Source organism: Rheinheimera sp. MM224 (assembly GCF_947090785.1).
In the GTDB taxonomy this organism is placed as follows: domain Bacteria; phylum Pseudomonadota; class Gammaproteobacteria; order Enterobacterales; family Alteromonadaceae; genus Pararheinheimera.
Window position 1 is genome coordinate 2,402,915 of the sequence record NZ_OX352320.1, and the last position, 16,850, is coordinate 2,419,764.

The 16,850-nt window shown below is 45.6% G+C and carries 19 protein-coding genes; 3 read left to right on the top strand and 16 right to left on the bottom strand.

The window, feature by feature from the left end:
* Positions 1 to 47 precede the first annotated feature (47 nt).
* From OM978_RS11315 to zwf, 9 genes are all read right to left on the bottom strand, one after another.
* Positions 48 to 437, bottom strand: coding sequence for a hypothetical protein (locus OM978_RS11315; RefSeq protein ID WP_264342279.1), 390 nt, complete (start codon positions 435 to 437; stop codon positions 48 to 50).
* 261 nt (positions 438 to 698) lie between these two features.
* Positions 699 to 1,145: a hypothetical protein gene (locus tag OM978_RS11320; RefSeq protein ID WP_264342281.1), complete on the bottom strand. Its 447-nt coding sequence runs from the start codon at positions 1,143 to 1,145 to the stop codon at positions 699 to 701.
* A gap of 426 nt (positions 1,146 to 1,571) precedes the next feature.
* Complete coding sequence (locus tag OM978_RS11325; RefSeq protein ID WP_264342283.1) at positions 1,572 to 1,910, bottom strand: hypothetical protein; 339 nt, start codon at positions 1,908 to 1,910, stop codon at positions 1,572 to 1,574.
* A 95-nt stretch (positions 1,911 to 2,005) separates the two neighbouring features.
* Positions 2,006 to 2,428: a hypothetical protein gene (locus OM978_RS11330; protein ID WP_264342285.1), complete on the bottom strand. Its 423-nt coding sequence runs from the start codon at positions 2,426 to 2,428 to the stop codon at positions 2,006 to 2,008.
* Positions 2,429 to 2,839: 411 nt separating this feature from the next.
* Positions 2,840 to 3,496: a bifunctional 4-hydroxy-2-oxoglutarate aldolase/2-dehydro-3-deoxy-phosphogluconate aldolase gene (locus OM978_RS11335; RefSeq protein ID WP_147904177.1), complete on the bottom strand. Its 657-nt coding sequence runs from the start codon at positions 3,494 to 3,496 to the stop codon at positions 2,840 to 2,842.
* A gap of 4 nt (positions 3,497 to 3,500) precedes the next feature.
* Positions 3,501 to 4,469, bottom strand: coding sequence for a glucokinase (glk, locus tag OM978_RS11340; RefSeq protein WP_233007220.1), 969 nt, complete (start codon positions 4,467 to 4,469; stop codon positions 3,501 to 3,503).
* A complete protein-coding gene (edd, locus tag OM978_RS11345; protein ID WP_264342290.1) occupies positions 4,462 to 6,294 on the bottom strand; it encodes a phosphogluconate dehydratase in 1,833 nt (610 codons plus the stop codon). Before edd ends, glk begins: the two co-directional genes overlap by 8 nt.
* A 19-nt stretch (positions 6,295 to 6,313) precedes the next feature.
* Positions 6,314 to 7,009 carry a 6-phosphogluconolactonase gene (pgl, locus tag OM978_RS11350; RefSeq protein WP_264342291.1) on the bottom strand — a complete coding sequence of 232 codons (696 nt, stop codon included), beginning with the start codon at positions 7,007 to 7,009 and terminating at the stop codon, positions 6,314 to 6,316.
* Between the two features lie 2 nt (positions 7,010 to 7,011).
* On the bottom strand, positions 7,012 to 8,484 hold the full coding sequence (gene zwf, locus OM978_RS11355; RefSeq protein ID WP_264342294.1) for a glucose-6-phosphate dehydrogenase: 1,473 nt from the start codon (positions 8,482 to 8,484) through the stop codon (positions 7,012 to 7,014).
* A 264-nt stretch (positions 8,485 to 8,748) separates the two neighbouring features.
* Here zwf and OM978_RS11360 point away from each other — a divergent pair, with 264 nt between their 5' ends.
* Both OM978_RS11360 and pyk read left to right on the top strand, forming a co-directional pair.
* Complete coding sequence (locus tag OM978_RS11360; protein ID WP_008900048.1) at positions 8,749 to 9,606, top strand: MurR/RpiR family transcriptional regulator; 858 nt, start codon at positions 8,749 to 8,751, stop codon at positions 9,604 to 9,606.
* 197 nt (positions 9,607 to 9,803) lie between these two features.
* On the top strand, positions 9,804 to 11,243 hold the full coding sequence (gene pyk, locus OM978_RS11365) for a pyruvate kinase (protein WP_264342299.1): 1,440 nt from the start codon (positions 9,804 to 9,806) through the stop codon (positions 11,241 to 11,243).
* Between the two features lie 72 nt (positions 11,244 to 11,315).
* Here the strand turns inward: pyk and OM978_RS11370 are convergent, their stop codons facing one another.
* Both OM978_RS11370 and OM978_RS11375 read right to left on the bottom strand, forming a co-directional pair.
* Positions 11,316 to 11,990: a DMT family transporter gene (locus OM978_RS11370; protein WP_264342300.1), complete on the bottom strand. Its 675-nt coding sequence runs from the start codon at positions 11,988 to 11,990 to the stop codon at positions 11,316 to 11,318.
* A gap of 23 nt (positions 11,991 to 12,013) precedes the next feature.
* Entirely contained in the window at positions 12,014 to 12,241 is a 228-nt protein-coding gene (locus OM978_RS11375) for an EamA family transporter (protein ID WP_264342302.1), read from the bottom strand.
* A 172-nt stretch (positions 12,242 to 12,413) separates the two neighbouring features.
* Between OM978_RS11375 and OM978_RS11380 the strand changes: the two genes are divergently transcribed.
* Positions 12,414 to 13,391: an ATP-dependent 6-phosphofructokinase gene (locus OM978_RS11380; RefSeq protein ID WP_264342304.1), complete on the top strand. Its 978-nt coding sequence runs from the start codon at positions 12,414 to 12,416 to the stop codon at positions 13,389 to 13,391.
* A 58-nt stretch (positions 13,392 to 13,449) separates the two neighbouring features.
* Here OM978_RS11380 and OM978_RS11385 read toward each other — a convergent pair whose 3' ends face one another.
* The 5 genes from OM978_RS11385 to hinT form a co-directional block, all read right to left on the bottom strand.
* A complete protein-coding gene (locus OM978_RS11385; RefSeq protein ID WP_264342305.1) occupies positions 13,450 to 14,277 on the bottom strand; it encodes a LytR/AlgR family response regulator transcription factor in 828 nt (275 codons plus the stop codon).
* A complete protein-coding gene (locus OM978_RS11390; RefSeq protein WP_233007228.1) occupies positions 14,261 to 15,343 on the bottom strand; it encodes a sensor histidine kinase in 1,083 nt (360 codons plus the stop codon). The genes OM978_RS11385 and OM978_RS11390 overlap by 17 nt, the downstream gene beginning before the upstream one ends.
* 124 nt (positions 15,344 to 15,467) lie before the next feature.
* Positions 15,468 to 15,935 carry a DUF962 domain-containing protein gene (locus OM978_RS11395; protein ID WP_264342309.1) on the bottom strand — a complete coding sequence of 156 codons (468 nt, stop codon included), beginning with the start codon at positions 15,933 to 15,935 and terminating at the stop codon, positions 15,468 to 15,470.
* 66 nt (positions 15,936 to 16,001) lie between these two features.
* Entirely contained in the window at positions 16,002 to 16,400 is a 399-nt protein-coding gene (locus tag OM978_RS11400) for an acyl-CoA thioesterase (protein ID WP_127022940.1), read from the bottom strand.
* A 91-nt stretch (positions 16,401 to 16,491) separates the two neighbouring features.
* Positions 16,492 to 16,842: a purine nucleoside phosphoramidase gene (gene hinT, locus OM978_RS11405; protein WP_233007230.1), complete on the bottom strand. Its 351-nt coding sequence runs from the start codon at positions 16,840 to 16,842 to the stop codon at positions 16,492 to 16,494.
* Between the last annotated feature and the right edge of the window lie 8 nt (positions 16,843 to 16,850).

Below are 16,850 nucleotides of genomic sequence, written 5' to 3' on the forward strand. Positions count from 1 at the left end.
AATAGTATCTTCTGACTATCATCTTCTAATTATGTAGCGCCAATCTATTACAAAGTACCTTTTGTGTACTTGCCTTGCATAAGCCCACAGCTGGATTCGATCCCTGCAGCTTCATCAGTGGATCTTTTGTAGTAAAAAAATACAGTTTTTGCAGTGTTTGAATTATCACATTTCGCCTGAAACGGCACAGGACAGCTGGATAAATAAGTAATCTTGGCCGCTGGCCCGCCCATAGAGACAACAGCTTGCGACAAGCCCTCACATTGAGCTTTAAAATCACCAGTCGCCATACCTGCATTTTGTATGCAGTCTTTAATATCCAGCTTTACACCCATAAAATCCGCATTGGTTTCAAGCAAGCAGGCTTCATTAGCCAAGGCGTGATTGCCCGATAGTAAGAGCATAAACATTGAGCTGATTAATAGACTTTTTGGCATAGTAAACCTCATCAATAGGAGTGTTGATTAGTGTTCTATACAGATACCGCTTTGCATCAGAATGCGAACTGACTTTAATGCCAATCCTTGGCCTGTGCCTAAAATACCAAGCTGATTCAGCTTCTATGAGTTTGAGGAAAAAAACCAGAAAATTTAACGAAAAAGAACTCAAAATCGGGGCAACACCTGACCCCGTTGGTTGCAGTAGCAATTTAGCTTGTACTTTGAGATGCCTTATTCTTTCTTCACTGATACTCCGTTTCAGAAACTACCGCCACGCTCTGCGTTAATTATTGATGAACTAAAATTCTGGCTTACTTCCCCTGTAAACATCATTGCCAACAAAACACCTTCTAAGATAAGTGCTATATCGCTGAACATGGCCTCCCAGCCGTTCATCACGACAGGACCAACTATTGGGTAGAATGGAATAAATGCCACTGTAATAACTACGTATAGAGTTCTCGCCCAAGACTTAAACTTCCATAATCCAATAGTTGAAATTGGCAACAACAGGAAAACAGCTAGCATAGCCAATAGAACAAATATTGCCCCACCACTAGATATATCTTTACTTTCCATCTGTGCTAAATACTCTTGCAAAAGGGCTGGCAGAGTATCTGATAGGCTAATACCAGCGACAATCCCAATTATCGTGAATATCAGACCGGCAATTAATACAAATCTAAATAGTGAAGTGGTCGACATTTTTACTCCTTAGTTATGGTTGTTTTTTTGACCGCTAACACCCACTGCACACGCGAGCAACTTGTTGCGAGTCGAGCCGCGAAGCGGCGTTTTGATGGCGCTTGTTATAAGCATTTGGTGTCACGTCAATTTCCGTGAGTATATTTTTTGCCATTTTTACTTATTATCCAAAGACAAATAATTATCCCGAGGCTTATTAGTAAACATATCGAAGAAATTTTAAAAACAAGCTGTATGCCTGTATTAGGGCAACCCCACATACAAGTAGACAAAAGCCCCGCAACCGAAAGAGCCAGAATCAAAATGTTTACTATTACAACAATAAAGTACTTCATCGCTTACCTGAGCTTATAACGCAAAACTTCGGGGCGACTGGAGCGCAGTGTAAGCCGTTCCAGCCGCGTCAGCGGTGGCAACAGCGCCTTGTTATAGCTTTGCGTAATATGGGCTGTCCATAACAAATAGAATTCTGATTTTACCGTCAACAATTATGATCACCTCGTCGTTCCATGAGTCATAAGATAATTCAGCAAGCTGAGAGAGACTTGATTTCCATGAGCTTGAGCCTTCGAACTTCCAAGTCATTGGTTCTTTAGCTTCAAACTCAATTTGTTTTGCTTGCATGAAAAGATGCTCATTTGCCGTCAAGAATGAGGCAAACGTCTCCAAAAAAGCGCTTTTATGCTCTCTTTCTTTCAATTTATGGATATCAACCGCATGCGGTTGATTTTCCAATCTAAAGTCTCTTTCATCCAAATCAAGCATCGCTAGTACCTGTTTAGCTATAACGCCCATAGCATGCGCGGCTTTGGAATGTGGGCGAAGCCGCAATGGAAAAGGCGTCGCGGTGCCTGCGATTGTTAAGCAACATAGAGGGTCACCACGACCCCTGCGACAAAAAACAACAAACTTATTAGCGCAGATTTTATCAGCGACTTTGAACTCTCGGCTCGGAGCTCTCCTCGCAACGTTTGAGCTACAGCTTCAATCTCAGCCCCTTTAAGAGTGGCAAGCTTCTCGAACCTTTCAACGTCAGCCTGCAACTTGGTTGCCATCGAATGGCGTTGCTGAATCTCGCTCTCGATTTCGTTTGTGAGCGCGATAGATTCTTTTAAAGCCTTGGATAGTCTTTCGATTCGCTCGCCAGTCGTTTCCCCTCGCTTTTCTTTGATTTTTCGCTCAATTTTAATCTTCAAATATTCCATCCCCACAGCAACAGCGCCAGCTGCCAAGACCATGGGGAGAAGGGTGAAAAACAATTCTGAGGTTGGAAACGAACTCATTTCTATCCTTACTGCTTAAAAATTTAATAGAAAGCTGTCTGCCCGCAAGTCGAACATTTTTCTACCTTCTTTCATGATTTTTACTCATACCAAATTAACGCTGATGTACCTCTATTTCAACAAGTTTTTCTGAAATCAGTAAATTTATGACCGACAAAATCTATATAGGCAGTACGCTAGTTGTTCATATTTTTACTCAAGAGATACCACTGTGTATTTTAACAGTAATATCTCTATGGTCTTTTGACAAAAACAAAGAATGCTGTGCTTGCTGTTCCGTATTGCTTATATAAATTAGGGAGTAAATTTACGCTCTGAAACTACGGGTTAACTCAGGTTCGAGGATTCCAAACCATAAAAAAACCCGACCAAAGCCGGGTTCCTTACATCAGACAAAAACAAACAAAAGCATTACTTCTGCACTGTCTTCGCTTCTTCCACAGCGGCTAAACATAGCTCTGTGATTTTATGCCATTCTTTGTTTTTAATGGCTTCGTCCGGCACTATCCAACTGCCGCCTACGCAACGTACGTTAGGTAAAGCTAAGTATTCTTTGAAGTTTTTCTCGTTAATGCCGCCTGTTGGGCAAAAACGGATATCAGAGAATGGGCCGTGGATCGACTTTAAGGTTTTTACGCCGCCTGCTGCTTCTGCCGGGAAAAACTTAAAGTGGGTGTAGCCTACCGCTGTGCCTTCCATCAGCTCGGAAATACTGGCGATACCAGGGATCAGCGGAATAGCGCTGTCTTTACCTGCTTGCAGCAGCTCACGGGTTGAACCCGGGCTAATCGCAAAACGTGCGCCAGCTGCTATGACTTCTTCCAGCTGTTTGGCTGTAGTGACAGTACCAGCGCCTACTATGGCGTCAGGCACTTCAGTGGCCAATAAACGAATCGCATCCAGAGCCACAGGAGTACGTAAAGTCACTTCCAGTACTTTAATGCCGCCAGCCACTAAGGCTTTCGCCATAGGAACAGCGTCAGCTAAATCTTTGATCACAATGACGGGCACCACAGGGCCTTGTGCGAACAAAACGTCAGGTTGTAGTTGCCAATTTTCAAATGCCATAGTGTTAACTCGCCATATGTTGTTTTAAGTAGACTGCACAGCCAGTTAAACCTGGTTGCTCTGCAGTGACGACAAAAGTTGCAATACGGCGGTTGAAGTCTTTAAACCGGCCTTTTGCTTCAAATCGGGTTCTGAATTCGCTTTGATTAATCAGCGACAGTAATTTTGGCGTAATACCACCAGCGACAAAAACGCCGCCAAAAGTGCTTAACGTCAGGGCTAAATCCCCTGCTAAACCACCTAAACTGGCAAAAAACTGCTCAATAACGGCTTTGCATAACGCACAGCTGCCATCTAAAGCTTTGCCGGCAATCTGGGCTGCATTGATTGGCTCAACCACTTTGTTGTTAAACGCAGCAATGGCCAGATACAAATCTTCCAGGCCCGGGCCTGATAACAAACGCTCAGGGCTGACATGACCGTATTTATTCGCAAGAAATCTGTGAATAAACCATTCCTGTTCGGTTTGAGCGGTAAAGTCGACATGACCGCCCTCGCCTGGTAATGGCAAATAACCTAAAGCAGTAGGAATTAAATGCGCGACACCTAAACCAGTACCGGCGCCTAACACCGCCATAGGTTTAAATTGATCGGCATGGCCTTCACCAATTTGTACCAGCTCGGTTTGTTTTAGCGCAGGTAAGCTCATGGCTACAGCGGTAAAGTCGTTCAGCACGATAAACTCGACCAAATCCAAGTCAGCTTTCATGGTGCTTACAGAAAACTCCCAACGGAAGTTGGTCATTTTGACAAAGTCACCTGTGACAGGACAGGCAATAGCTAAAGCCACGTGACGAATGTCAGTTAAACCTTGCTCGGTGCGGTAAAACTGCAAAGCATCGGCCAAAGTATCAAAGTCAGCGCACGGGTACACAGCCACTTTATCTAAGTGTAGGCTGTCTAGATCAACACGACTAAAACGCGCATTGGTGCCACCGATATCGGCAACAATAGCGAATTGGATATCAGCCATGGTATTGATCCTCTGTGTTAAACAGACTGCAGGCACCTTGTTCTGCACCAGTGATCACCATACGCATACCGCCAAACATCTCGCGGCCCATACCCCAGTGACTGTCGCTCATATCACGGGTTGCAGCTTCACGTTTAGCCAGCTCTTCATCCGAAACCAGTACTTTTAATACACCGTTGATACCATCCACCAGCATCATATCGCCGGTCTGGATTTTAGCGATCACACCACCGTCAACCGCTTCTGGGGTGACGTGGATAGCAGCTGGCACCTTACCTGAAGCACCAGACATACGACCATCTGTGACTAAAGCCACATGGAAGCCACGGTCTTGTAATACACCCAGTGGTGGCGTCAGTTTATGCAGCTCTGGCATACCGCAGGCACGAGGGCCCTGGAAACGCACGACCACCACACAATCTTTGTTTAAATCACCGGCTTTAAAAGCCGCATCTAATTCGTGCTGGCTGGAGAATACAACAGCTGGTGCCTGCACGACTTCAGTACCTTCACGCAATGCTGAGGTTTTAATCACACCACGGCCAACGTTGCCGGATAACACCTGCAAACCACCGTGATCTTTAAATGGTTTAGCCGCATCAGCCAAAACTGTTAAATCAGAAGACTCTGTCGGGCCATCGACCCACACCAATTTGCCATCCTGAATAACAGGAGTTTGGGTATAACGGCGTAAACCTGGGCCTGCTACTGTGTTGACGTCTTCATGCAGCAAGCCGTTGTCTAATAAAGTACGGATTAAATACGCCATACCACCAGCCTGTTGGAAGTGGTTAATATCGGCCTGACCGTTCGGGTAAATTCTGGTGATCAGTGGTGTTGCATGAGATAAATCGGCGAAGTCATCCCAGTTCACAATAAAACCGGCAGAACGGGCTACAGCTATTAAGTGCATGGTGTGGTTGGTAGAACCACCAGTCGCCAGTAAACCCACAATACCGTTCACTACAGCTTTTACATCAACGATATTAGCAATTGGTAAGTAGTCAGTGCCTAAGTCAGTTAAGCGGGTCACCTGACGGGCAGCCGCTTTGGTCAGTTCATCACGCAGCGCTGTGCCTGGATTCACAAAAGAAGAACCTGGTAAATGTAAGCCCATCACTTCAACCACTAACTGGTTCGAGTTTGCTGTGCCGTAGAAAGTACAAGTACCAGCGCTGTGGTAAGACGCAGATTCAGAATCTAATAATTCGTCATGGCCTACTTTGCCTTCAGCATAGAGCTGACGGACACGGGCTTTTTCTTTGTTTGGAATACCTGATGGCATTGGGCCAGCTGGTACAAACACAAAAGGCAGATGACCAAAACTTAAAGCCGCCATTAATAAACCCGGTACTATCTTGTCACAGATACCCAGCATCATGCCGCCGTCAAACATATTGTGCGACAGGCCAACAGCTGCAGACATCGCAATAATGTCACGACTTAATAAACTCAATTCCATGCCTGGCTGACCCTGAGTCACGCCATCACACATGGCCGGCACACCACCAGCAAACTGAGCCACACTGCCCACTTCTGCTACAGCGGCTTTAATAATTGCCGGATAAGATTCATAAGGCTGATGCGCAGAAAGCATATCGTTGTATGAGGAAATAATGCCGATATTCGCTTTAGTTAAGCTGCGTAAATCAGTTTTTTCCTGAGTAGAACAAGCTGCAAAACCATGAGCCAGATTGCCACAGGCCAAAGCTCCGCGGTGCGGCCCCTTGGCACGGGCCTGTTCCATCCGCTGCAGATAAAGCGCACGGCTCTTTTCACTGCGTGCCGCTATTCTGTCTGTGACCTGTTGTATAACCGGATTCATGTTAACCTCGTCTTGTCGATTAGTTAGCTGTGAACATTACATGCACAGGGACCTGCTGCTGTTGCAAAAAAGCCCGTACAGGCATTTGCAAAGGGTCCTGACCTGCCATGGCCTGTTCCAGAACGGTTAGCTTCTTGGGGCCAACCAGATGTAAATAAATCACAGCGCTATTGAGTAAGCGTGTTTTGCTTAAACTCAAACGCTGGTAAGGCGCAGTAGCCGGAGTCACAGCCAACGCAACTGGTGCATCGGCAGCTAAACCCGCCTGAATTTCTTTGCTGCATGGAAATAAAGACGCCGTATGACCATCTTCACCCATGCCTAAAATCAGCACATCAAATAGGGGCAGTTCAGCAACTCGAGCCGCTACTGTCGAGGCGCCTTTATAGGCGTCGTCTGCTGATGCACTGTCGAATAAGCTGATAAACCGTGCTTTTGCCGCTTTGCCTTGCAACAAGTTGGCTTTCACCAAGCCTTCATTGCTGTCGGCATGAGTCTCTGGCAACCAGCGGTCGTCAGCCAAAGTGATAGTCACGCGTGACCAATCCAAATCAGTTTCCGACAGGGTTTTAAACAGAGGCAAAGGTGTTTTACCACCAGACACCACTAAAGTAGCCACGCCCTTTTCTGCGATAGCAGCAGCCAAACGGCTGCTGATCTCACTGGCAAATTGCTGGTTTAATGCGGCACTTGAGTCAAAGGTATGAAGCTGCATTGTTATTCGTCCCAGTTTCTGTCTTCACGCGCCAATAACGAAATGGCGGATACAGGGCCCCAGGTACCAGCCTGATAAGGTTTTGGTGGCTCGTTAGTGACTTTCCATGCATCCAGAATGCCGTCGACCCATTTCCAGGCTTGTTCAACTTCATCACGACGCACAAACAGATACTGGTTGCCTAACATGGCTTCGAGTAATAAACGCTCATACGCATCAGCGATACGCTGCGATTTAAAGGTTTCGTCGAAACTTAAGTCCAGTTTGGTTTGTTGCAACTGCATGGTTTCACCCAGACCAGGAATTTTGTTCATGATCTGAATTTCAACGCCTTCATCTGGCTGCAAACGGATGATCAGCTTATTGGCTGGTAACTGTTTATAGGTTTCGAAGAAAATATTGTGTGGCTGCGGCTTAAAGCAAATGACTAATTCGCTCATTTTTTTCGGCATACGTTTGCCCGTTCTTAAATAGAACGGCACGCCAGCCCAACGCCAGTTGTCGATATCAACTTTAATAGCGACAAAAGTTTCGGTTTTGCTGTTTGGACGCGCATCTTCCTCATCCAGGTAACCAGGAACCGGAGTACCAGCCACATAACCGCCAGCGTATTGGCCACGCACAGTTTTTTCCTGCACGTTCGATACATTAATAGGACGCAGCGCTTTTAATACTTTTAACTTTTCATCACGAATACTGTCTGCGTCCAGACGGGCTGGTGGCTCCATCGCAATCAGCGACAATACTTGTAATAAATGGTTTTGCACCATGTCACGCATTTGACCGGCGTCGTCGTAGTAACCCCAACGCCCTTCTACCCCAACTTCTTCGGCCACAGTGATTTGCACATGGTCAATGGCATTGTGATCCCAGTTCGCGGCAAAAATGGAGTTGGCAAAACGTAAAGCTAACAGGTTCAGTACAGTCTCTTTACCTAAATAGTGGTCGATACGGTAGATTTGGCACTCACCAAAGTACCTGGCGACTTCATCGTTGATCACTTTAGACGAAGCTAAATCGTGACCAATAGGTTTTTCCAGTACCACACGGGCCGGCTCAGCCGATAAACCCGCGATAGACAATCCTTTACAGATATTGCCAAACAAAGAAGGAGCAGTAGCGAAGTAGCTGACCGGAATACGGTTTTTCGGATCAGTGACGTTCTTTAACGCTTTGTAAGCGTCTTCTTTGGTTAAATCCACCTGCACATATTGCAGTTTGGCTTTTAAGCGCGCTAATACTTCAGCGTCCAGCGGCTCTTTAATAAATTTTTGTAAGTTGGTTTCAACGAGATCTTTGTAGCCGTCCAGACTCAATTCATCACGGGCAACGCCAATGACTTTGCTGTCGGCATGCAACAGACCAGATTTTTCCAATTGATAGAGAGCTGGCAATAGTTTGCGGCGTGCAAGGTCGCCCTTGGTACCAAAGAGAATCAGATCACAGGCTTTGTTCAGTGGTGCTGTTGTTGTCATGAATGACCCTTGATTAGATGTAATTTTACAACACTTAGCCGCATACTAGCCGAGCAAAAGCCAGATGTAAACCAGATAAGTTGTAATTAAATTACAGAGACGCTAAAGTTTTGACTATTCTCATATAATAAGGCAGCCTAGGCAATGAATCAGCTGCTTTGTCGTAACTTTATCACTATTTTGCAGTGGCACCAGGTTGTATAACAAAGCGAGTTACAACATTTTGCACTGTGTTGTTCAGTGTTTCTCAGTCAGGACTATCCGATGAATGTGTTGGAAAAAATAATTAATAGCGTCAACAGCTTCAGTAAATCAGAGCGCAAAGTCGCCGACGTGATCCTGGCCAATCCGCAAACCACTATACACAGTAGTATAGCGGCTCTCGCCAAAATGGCCGATGTCAGCGAGCCTACAGTCAACAGGTTCTGTCGCCGTCTGGACACCAAAGGTTTTCCGGATTTTAAATTGCATCTGGCGCAGAGTCTGGCCAACGGCACTCCTTATGTAAACCGCCATGTAGAAGAAGATGACGGCCCTGAGGCATACACCGCCAAGATTTTTGAATCCACCATGGCCGCTTTAGACGCAGCTCGCCAAAACGTTGATATTCTTACTATTAATCGTGCTGTGGATGTACTGACTCAAGCGAAAAAAATCTCCTTTTTTGGTTTAGGTGCCTCAGCTTCTGTGGCGCACGATGCCCAGAATAAGTTTTTCCGTTTTAACGTCCCTGTCGTTTGTTTTGACGACATAGTGATGCAGCGTATGAGTGCTATTAATAGTGCTGAAGGGGATGTAGTGGTCTGTATCAGTCACACTGGCCGCACAAAAAACTTATGTGACATTGCTGCTATTGCCCGTGAAAACGATGCAACAGTCATTGGTATTACTGCGTACGACAGCCCTTTAGCGAAAGAATGTACGCTGGTGTTATCGCTGGATGTGCCTGAAGATACAGATATGTATATGCCGATGGCGTCTCGCGTGGCACAGCTGGTACTGATTGATATTCTGGCAACTGGCTTTACCTTGCGTCGTGGCACCAAATTCCGCGAAAACCTGAAAAAGGTCAAAGACAGCTTACGTGGCTCTCGTTTTGATAAAAAAGACTTTCAAAACTAATGACCAGTTTTTTAACTAATCTGTAATAGTGAGGGGCTTTCTGTAAGAAGCCCCTCTTTTTTTAACTATTTTCCGCCTTAACAGGTCGGACATGCGACGAAAGCTGTAAGTTTTATTCAAACTGCGGCTATATTCTGTAATAAAATTACATTACACTTAAAGTGACCCATCCATAGATAAGCTTTCAGGAGCTCTTGATGCCCAGAAGAACTAAAATAGTCGCCACCCTTGGACCTGCAACGAATTCACAAGCCATTATTGAAAAACTGATCCTGGCCGGCGCCAGCGTGTTTCGGTTTAACTTTTCTCATGGCAGCGCCGAAGATCATAAACAACGCGCTGAAATGGTTCGCGCTGCAGCAGCCAAAACAGGCGCTCATGTCGCTATTCTGGGTGATTTACAAGGCCCGAAAATCCGAGTATCTACCTTTAAAAACGGTTCTGTCATTTTAGAAGAAGACCAACACTTTGTATTAGACGCTGATTTGCCAAAAGGCGAAGGCGATGAAACTCAGGTGGGTATCGACTATAAAGAATTACCTGCTGACGTACAGCCAGGTGATGTGCTGTTGTTAGATGATGGCCGTATCCAGATGATTGTGGAGCACGTTGTAGGTCAGCGTATTCATACCAAAGTCTCTGTGGCTGGTAAACTCAGCAACAATAAAGGTATTAACCGTTTAGGTGGTGGCTTGTCAGCCCCTGCCCTGACTGAAAAAGACAAAACAGATATCTCCTTAGCTGCTTATATAGACGTGGATTATCTGGCCGTGTCTTTCCCGCGTTGTGGTGATGATTTACGTGTTGCCCGTGAACTGGCTCGTGCTGCAGGTTCTGAAGCTTTAATCGTCTCTAAAGTAGAGCGCGCTGAAGCTGTAGCTGACGACGAAACTCTGGATGATATTATCCGAGCTTCTGATGCGGTCATGGTTGCCCGTGGTGATTTAGGTGTAGAAATCGGTGATGCTGAATTAGTAGGTCAGCAAAAACGTATTATTGCCCGCTCACGTCAGTTAAACCGTGTGGTGATCACTGCGACTCAGATGATGGAGTCGATGATTGAAAGCCCAATGCCAACCCGTGCTGAAGTGATGGACGTGGCCAACGCTGTACTTGATGGTACAGATGCGGTGATGTTATCCGGTGAAACTGCAGCTGGTAAATATCCAATGGAAACCGTGAAGGCGATGGCCCGTGTTTGTGATGGCGCCGAGAAGCACCCACGAGTGCAAAGCTCCAAACATCGCATGGACATCTCCTTTACTGAAATCAGTGAAACTATCGCTTTATCCGCTATGTATGCAGCGAACCACTTAACTGGTATTAAAGCTATTATCTCTTTAACTGAATCGGGCTACACTGCTAAGCTGATGTCACGTATTACCTCGTCTCAGCCCATTTATGCTTTATCACGTCACCAGAAGACCTTAAATAAAATGGCTCTGTACCGTGGTGTGTATCCGGTATTTTTTGACAGCACTCAAACTCCGGGTCAACAAAAAGTATCAGCTGCTGCTATTGAAGCAGTACAAGAAATTGCTCACTTAAAAAGCGGTGATTTAGTGATTTTGACCTACGGCGATATGATGGAAACTGTAGGTGCGTCGAACACCTGTAAGATAGTACAAATCAACTAAGACGTTGATTTCATGAAAAAGGCGCCTACTTATGAATTGAGTGGCGCCTTTTTTGTATCTAAGCAATGAAGTTTAAAGTCGTTGCCTGAGCATAGGAGCTAAAGCCGTTAGCATTGACCCTATCACCACTAGTAAAGCGCCAACCCAGGCCCAGATATTCAGTGATTCGCTGGGAAACTGCGGATAAAAATAAGCCAGTAACTGAGCAAAACCTATAGTCAATAAAGGCGTAATGGCCAGCACAGCGCTGACATTGGCTGCTTGCCAGTGTTGTAAAGCTTCTGCAAAGGCACCATAAGCCACAATAGTATTCAGACAACAAAACACCACTATGCCCCATTGCCAGGCTGACAATTCCAGTACGGGCGCCAATTCCGCTGCGGGCAGAAAACACAAAGCTCCAGCCATATAAATCAGCCACATAATTTGCTGGGAGTTAAAGCTCATCAACAATTGCTTTTGCGCTAAGGCATAACAAGCCCAGGCCACAGCAGCTACTATCACCAGCAGTACACCAAAGCCTTCAGAACTAAACTGAGTCAGCAACAAGGCTAATCTGTCGTTAAAAAACAGCAATAAACCAAACACCAACAGCCAGGCGCCGATTTTTTGCCAAAGCAATAATCGTTCTTTAAATAAATAGACTGCACCTAACATCATCAAAAAGGGCGCCAGCTGGATCACCACCTGAGCCGTTTCTGCCGTTAGCAAAAACAAACCATTCAGATACAAAATGTAATTCAGCAATAAACCTGCAATGGCTATCAGGATCAGCAGCTTCTTTTTTTCGTTAAACAGCGCAGCGATGGGATCTTTCTGCGGGCAAGCAACACCAGTCCAACCAGCACAGCAGCCACCACAAAACGGATCCAGGTAATGGTTGCCGCCGACATCGAACTTAATAACCACTTCAGCGCTATAGGTAACAAGCCCCATAAAATTGCAGTTAATAACGCTAAACTAAAACCCAGACCAACACGGCCAGACGACTGATGCATACCCTCTCCTTTCTAAGTCTGTCATTATCCGTCATAAGCTGTACTCTTGTCTGTGAACAGCGACCTGAACCAGAGAAAATAAGCCCAAATGTTTAAAACTCTTGCCCCAGATCAATACGATAACGCCCGACTGGATTAGGATAAAAACCATATAATGCACAAGGACAACAGAATGAAGCGAATTGGAGTATTAACCTCGGGTGGTGATGCACCGGGTATGAATGCCTGTTTACGCGCTGTGGTGTTGACGGCGCATGCCAATGAGCTAGAGGTCATTGGCTTCCAGCGTGGCTTTAATGGTGTTGTGGAACAGCAGTACCAAACCTTATCGCCTTATCATGTCAGTGGCATTATTCAAAATGGCGGCACTATTCTAAAAAGCGCACGCTGCGCCGCTATGCAAACCGACGAAGGTCTACAACAAGCTGCCCAAAACCTGCATGATCTGGAACTGGACGCCTTGCTGGTAATAGGTGGTGATGGCAGTTTTCGTGGCACTGTGGCTCTGGCCGAATATTACAAAGGCCAACTTATTGGAGTGCCTGGCACTATAGACAATGATGTGGATGGCTCAGATTTCAGTATAGGTTTTGCTACGGCGCTTGATACAGCACTTGATGCCATAGATAAAGTCCGTGATACAGCAGATGCGTTTGAACGGATCTTTTTAGTTGAAGTGATGGGCCGTCATACCGGCTACCTGGCCGTTGCTGCTGGTATAGCAGCGGGTGCTGAGCAAATTATTTGTCCTGAATTGGCGTCTGAGTTAAATCTGGATAAAATTGCCGAGCATGTAGAGCAAGCACGCAAGCACCGAGGTAATTGCAGTTACATTATTGTGATTGCTGAAACCATGTACCCTGGCGGTGCATCGGCTCTGGCTGCCGATCTGGAGCAACGCGGTATTGAATGCCGGGCTTCTATTCTGGGTCATATTCAACGTGGCGGTCGTCCTGTTGGCGCCGATCGCATTCTTGCTACTAAACTCGGCGCTTATGCGGTTGAACAGCTGCTGCAAGGAGCTCATATGATGATGGCGGGTGAAATTAACGGTCAGGCTGGTTTGTATCCCCTGGTATTGACTGGCGATAAGAAAAAACAGGTCGACAGTTATTTATTACGCTGGCAACAACAAGTTGCGCAGTATTAGAGTGAAGCATTGCAAACAAAAAAACCTCCATTAGGAGGTCTTTTTGTAAAGAGACTACTTAAGAATTAAACACCATTTTGACGCGGTCTTTGTAGCTACGGCTTACTTTTACCGCCTGACCGTTGGTCAGCATCAGCTGATGTTCACCATTAGCCAGCATTTGCAATTTGGCGATGGTATTCACGTTGACGATAGCACTGCGGTGTACCCGCACAAATAACTTCGGATCCAGCTCCTGCTCCAGCTCTTTCATAGTACGGCGCAAAATATGAGTCTGGCCGTCACGGGTATGAATACACATGTAATCACCTGCAGCGTCAACCCAGTCGATAGCGCTGACTGGTACACGGGTAATTTCACCACTGTCCTTGATACTGATAGCTTCAGGGAAACGTTCATTCATCACAGGCTGAGACTGATCCAGACGTTGTAAAATCTGATCGGTTTTTTCACCTGTTAACTGCGCAACCACAGCAGCCAGTTGGCCTTTATGACGCTGATCGTCTTTGGCCTCAAAGTTTTTCGTCAGTTTACCGACAGCAGCGGCTAAACGTTCTTTTTCCACTGGTTTGAGCACATAATCCAGTGCCTGTACTTCAAAGGCGTTTAACGCATAATGATCGTAGGCTGTAACAAACACCACATAAGGCAAGTCAATCTGCAGCTGTTGCAGTTGCTTTAACACACCAAAACCATCCAGCCCAGGCATTTCGACATCTAAAAACACTGCATCAGGCTGATGCTCGCGGATAGCGGCTACAGCTTCTTCACCATTACTGCACTCTGCGACAATATTTAGTTCAGGAAAGTCAGCTAAACGCACCAGCATACCGCGGCGGGCTAACGGTTCATCGTCGACCACTATGACCTTAAGCATTTGTTTCATCTGTACTCTCTACTTCAAATGGTATTCTGATATTTACTTTCAAACCCCGTGGATGGTTGTGTGTTAAGACCAAAGAAAAATTGCGATCGTACAAGGCCGCTAATCGCTCTTTGGTATTGACCAAACCTACTCCGCCAGATTCCCCTTTTGGCAGACCATCGGAAATCACCATTCCAGGCCCGTCATCTGCCACTTCCATCAGTAAATCGTGTCCAAACTTTTGCGCTGTAATCATGATCTTGCCACCACTGGTTTGGCTCGCTACCGCGTATTTAATAGCGTTTTCAACCAAAGGCTGCAAAATCAAGCTAGGTACTAATGCCTGATCAGCGGCTTCGTCTATGTCGTAAATAATAGTCAGACGTTCTGAAAACCGGACTTTTTCTATTTCCAGATAGAGATTGGCAGCATACAACTCCTGTTGCAGCGGCACTTTTTTAATAGGATCTTTGTAAAGCGAATAACGCAAGAAGTCGCTTAATCTGACCAACATCTTATTCGCTGTATCAGATTCCTTTAATAAGACCAAAGTCGATATCGCATTTAAGGTGTTAAACAAAAAATGTGGATTAAGCTGATAACGCAGCATTTTCAGCTGAGCCTCATGGGCTTTGTTACTGGCTGTCAGCGACTTTTGTTTTTCCTGTTGCAGCGTCTGGTAATACTTAATACCAAAATACAAACCGCTCCAGCTCAGCAGAACATAAAAACCCACTGTGGTTTGGCGAAAGTATTGAGTCCAGCTATCGGGTTTAAAACCATGCCGGTAAATTTCCCAGTAATTAAAATTACGAAACACAGTCCATACTGCGGCAATAAGAATAGCCACCGCAAGCACGCTGAGCAGCATTTTCCAGGGTTCCCAATGCCAGACTCTCTGAAAAGCATAACGCAGCGGAATAGTCAGTAACCAACCGGCATAAGCGTCCAGTGCCACTACTATCCAGTAGGCGCTGCGCATTTCCTGAAACAAGGAACCTAAATAACTGATGAGTGCAAAACCCACCCAACCTAAGGTGTGCAGCAGCCAAAACAAACGATGACGGTCTTCAAAAAATTTTTGCAAAATGGTTACAACTCGATCTGCTCTTACCTCTATTGTATCTCAGCAACCGGAGCTTGGTGAGCTTTAGTCAGTAGATTGAACTCGGGTAGCTCTCCATTAGTCGCAATACCCTTCGTACTTGAAGCTAATAGTTGATCTTTAGTTTTTTCAGGATAAAGCCCATTAGCCATGCAGGACCAATCAATAAAAACTGTAAATCCTGAAAAAACGACGGCTTTTTCCCTTCAATTTTGTGGCCAATAAACTGAAACACCCACATCACCACAAATAACAACAGAGACGCTAACCAGATATCCAGGTTGAAGTTTTGCTCATACCAGCGAATAAGCATCACCACCACTGCGGTGAATAAGGTCATGCCTACACCAATAGCAAAAGACAAGCTGAAATAAAACGCCAGCGCAGGCATAGCAAGTAATAAAGGCCAGGTGATCTGTTGTTCTGCAAACAAGCTAAAAGGCATAGGGATCTGCCATAACAAGCCAAATACTGTGAAATAAATTGAGGGGACGGCAAACCAATGGATCAATTTATTGGTTGGATTTTGATGGCTGACACCGTATTCGGCAAACCATTGGTGGATAGTTTTCATGTTTTATCTGGCTCAGAGTCAGTAAAGAATAACCCTACTCTACTGCTGAGCCAGCACATTGGCAAATTAGCCTAATACAGGAACCGGCTTACGATCTGGTCCTAAAGCAACAAAAGTAAAGTTGCCTGATATGGCCTTATGTTGATCGTCGTCAAACATAGTTTCAACAAAAATATCCACGTTCACTTTAATACTGGTGCGGCCTACATGCTCAATTCGGGCAACCAGTTCAATAATAGAACCAGCTGGAATAGACTCTTTAAAATCCACCCGATCAGAACAGACAGTGACAAGAGGTTTACGGCAAAATCGGGTCGCAGCAATAAAAGCGGCCTCATCCATCCAGGCTAAAGCTTCTCCACCAAACAAGGTATTGTGGTGATTAGTCCGGCCAGGAAATACCGTTTTTGTGACCCGGGTCACAGCGTATTCAATACGTTTAGCAAGTAAAGCTTCGTCAGTCATAAGGATCTCCGGCAGAAAATTAAGGCGCGAATTTTAGAAGTTTCCCCGGCAATTGCAACCCAATTGCCGATGATTATCAGACAAACACTGATTAACGCGCCACCATAGCCCCTAAGGCTTTACCACCGACCAGATGCATATGGATATGATAAACTTCCTGGCCACCATGTTCATTGCAGTTCATGATCAAACGGTAACCGTTTTCAGCGATGCCAGCGTCTGCAGCCAGTTTGCGGGCTACAGTAAATAAACGGCCCAAAGCCAGCTCGTGTTCAGGCTCTACATCGTTTACTGTAGGAATTAATACATTAGGGACAATCAGGATATGAGTGGGTGCCCGTGGATTAATATCGCGGAAAGCCGTGACTAAGTCGTCCTGGTATAAAATGTCGGCCGGAATTTCACGGCGAATGATTTTGCTGAAAATAGTTTCTTGAGCCATCAAAAGAT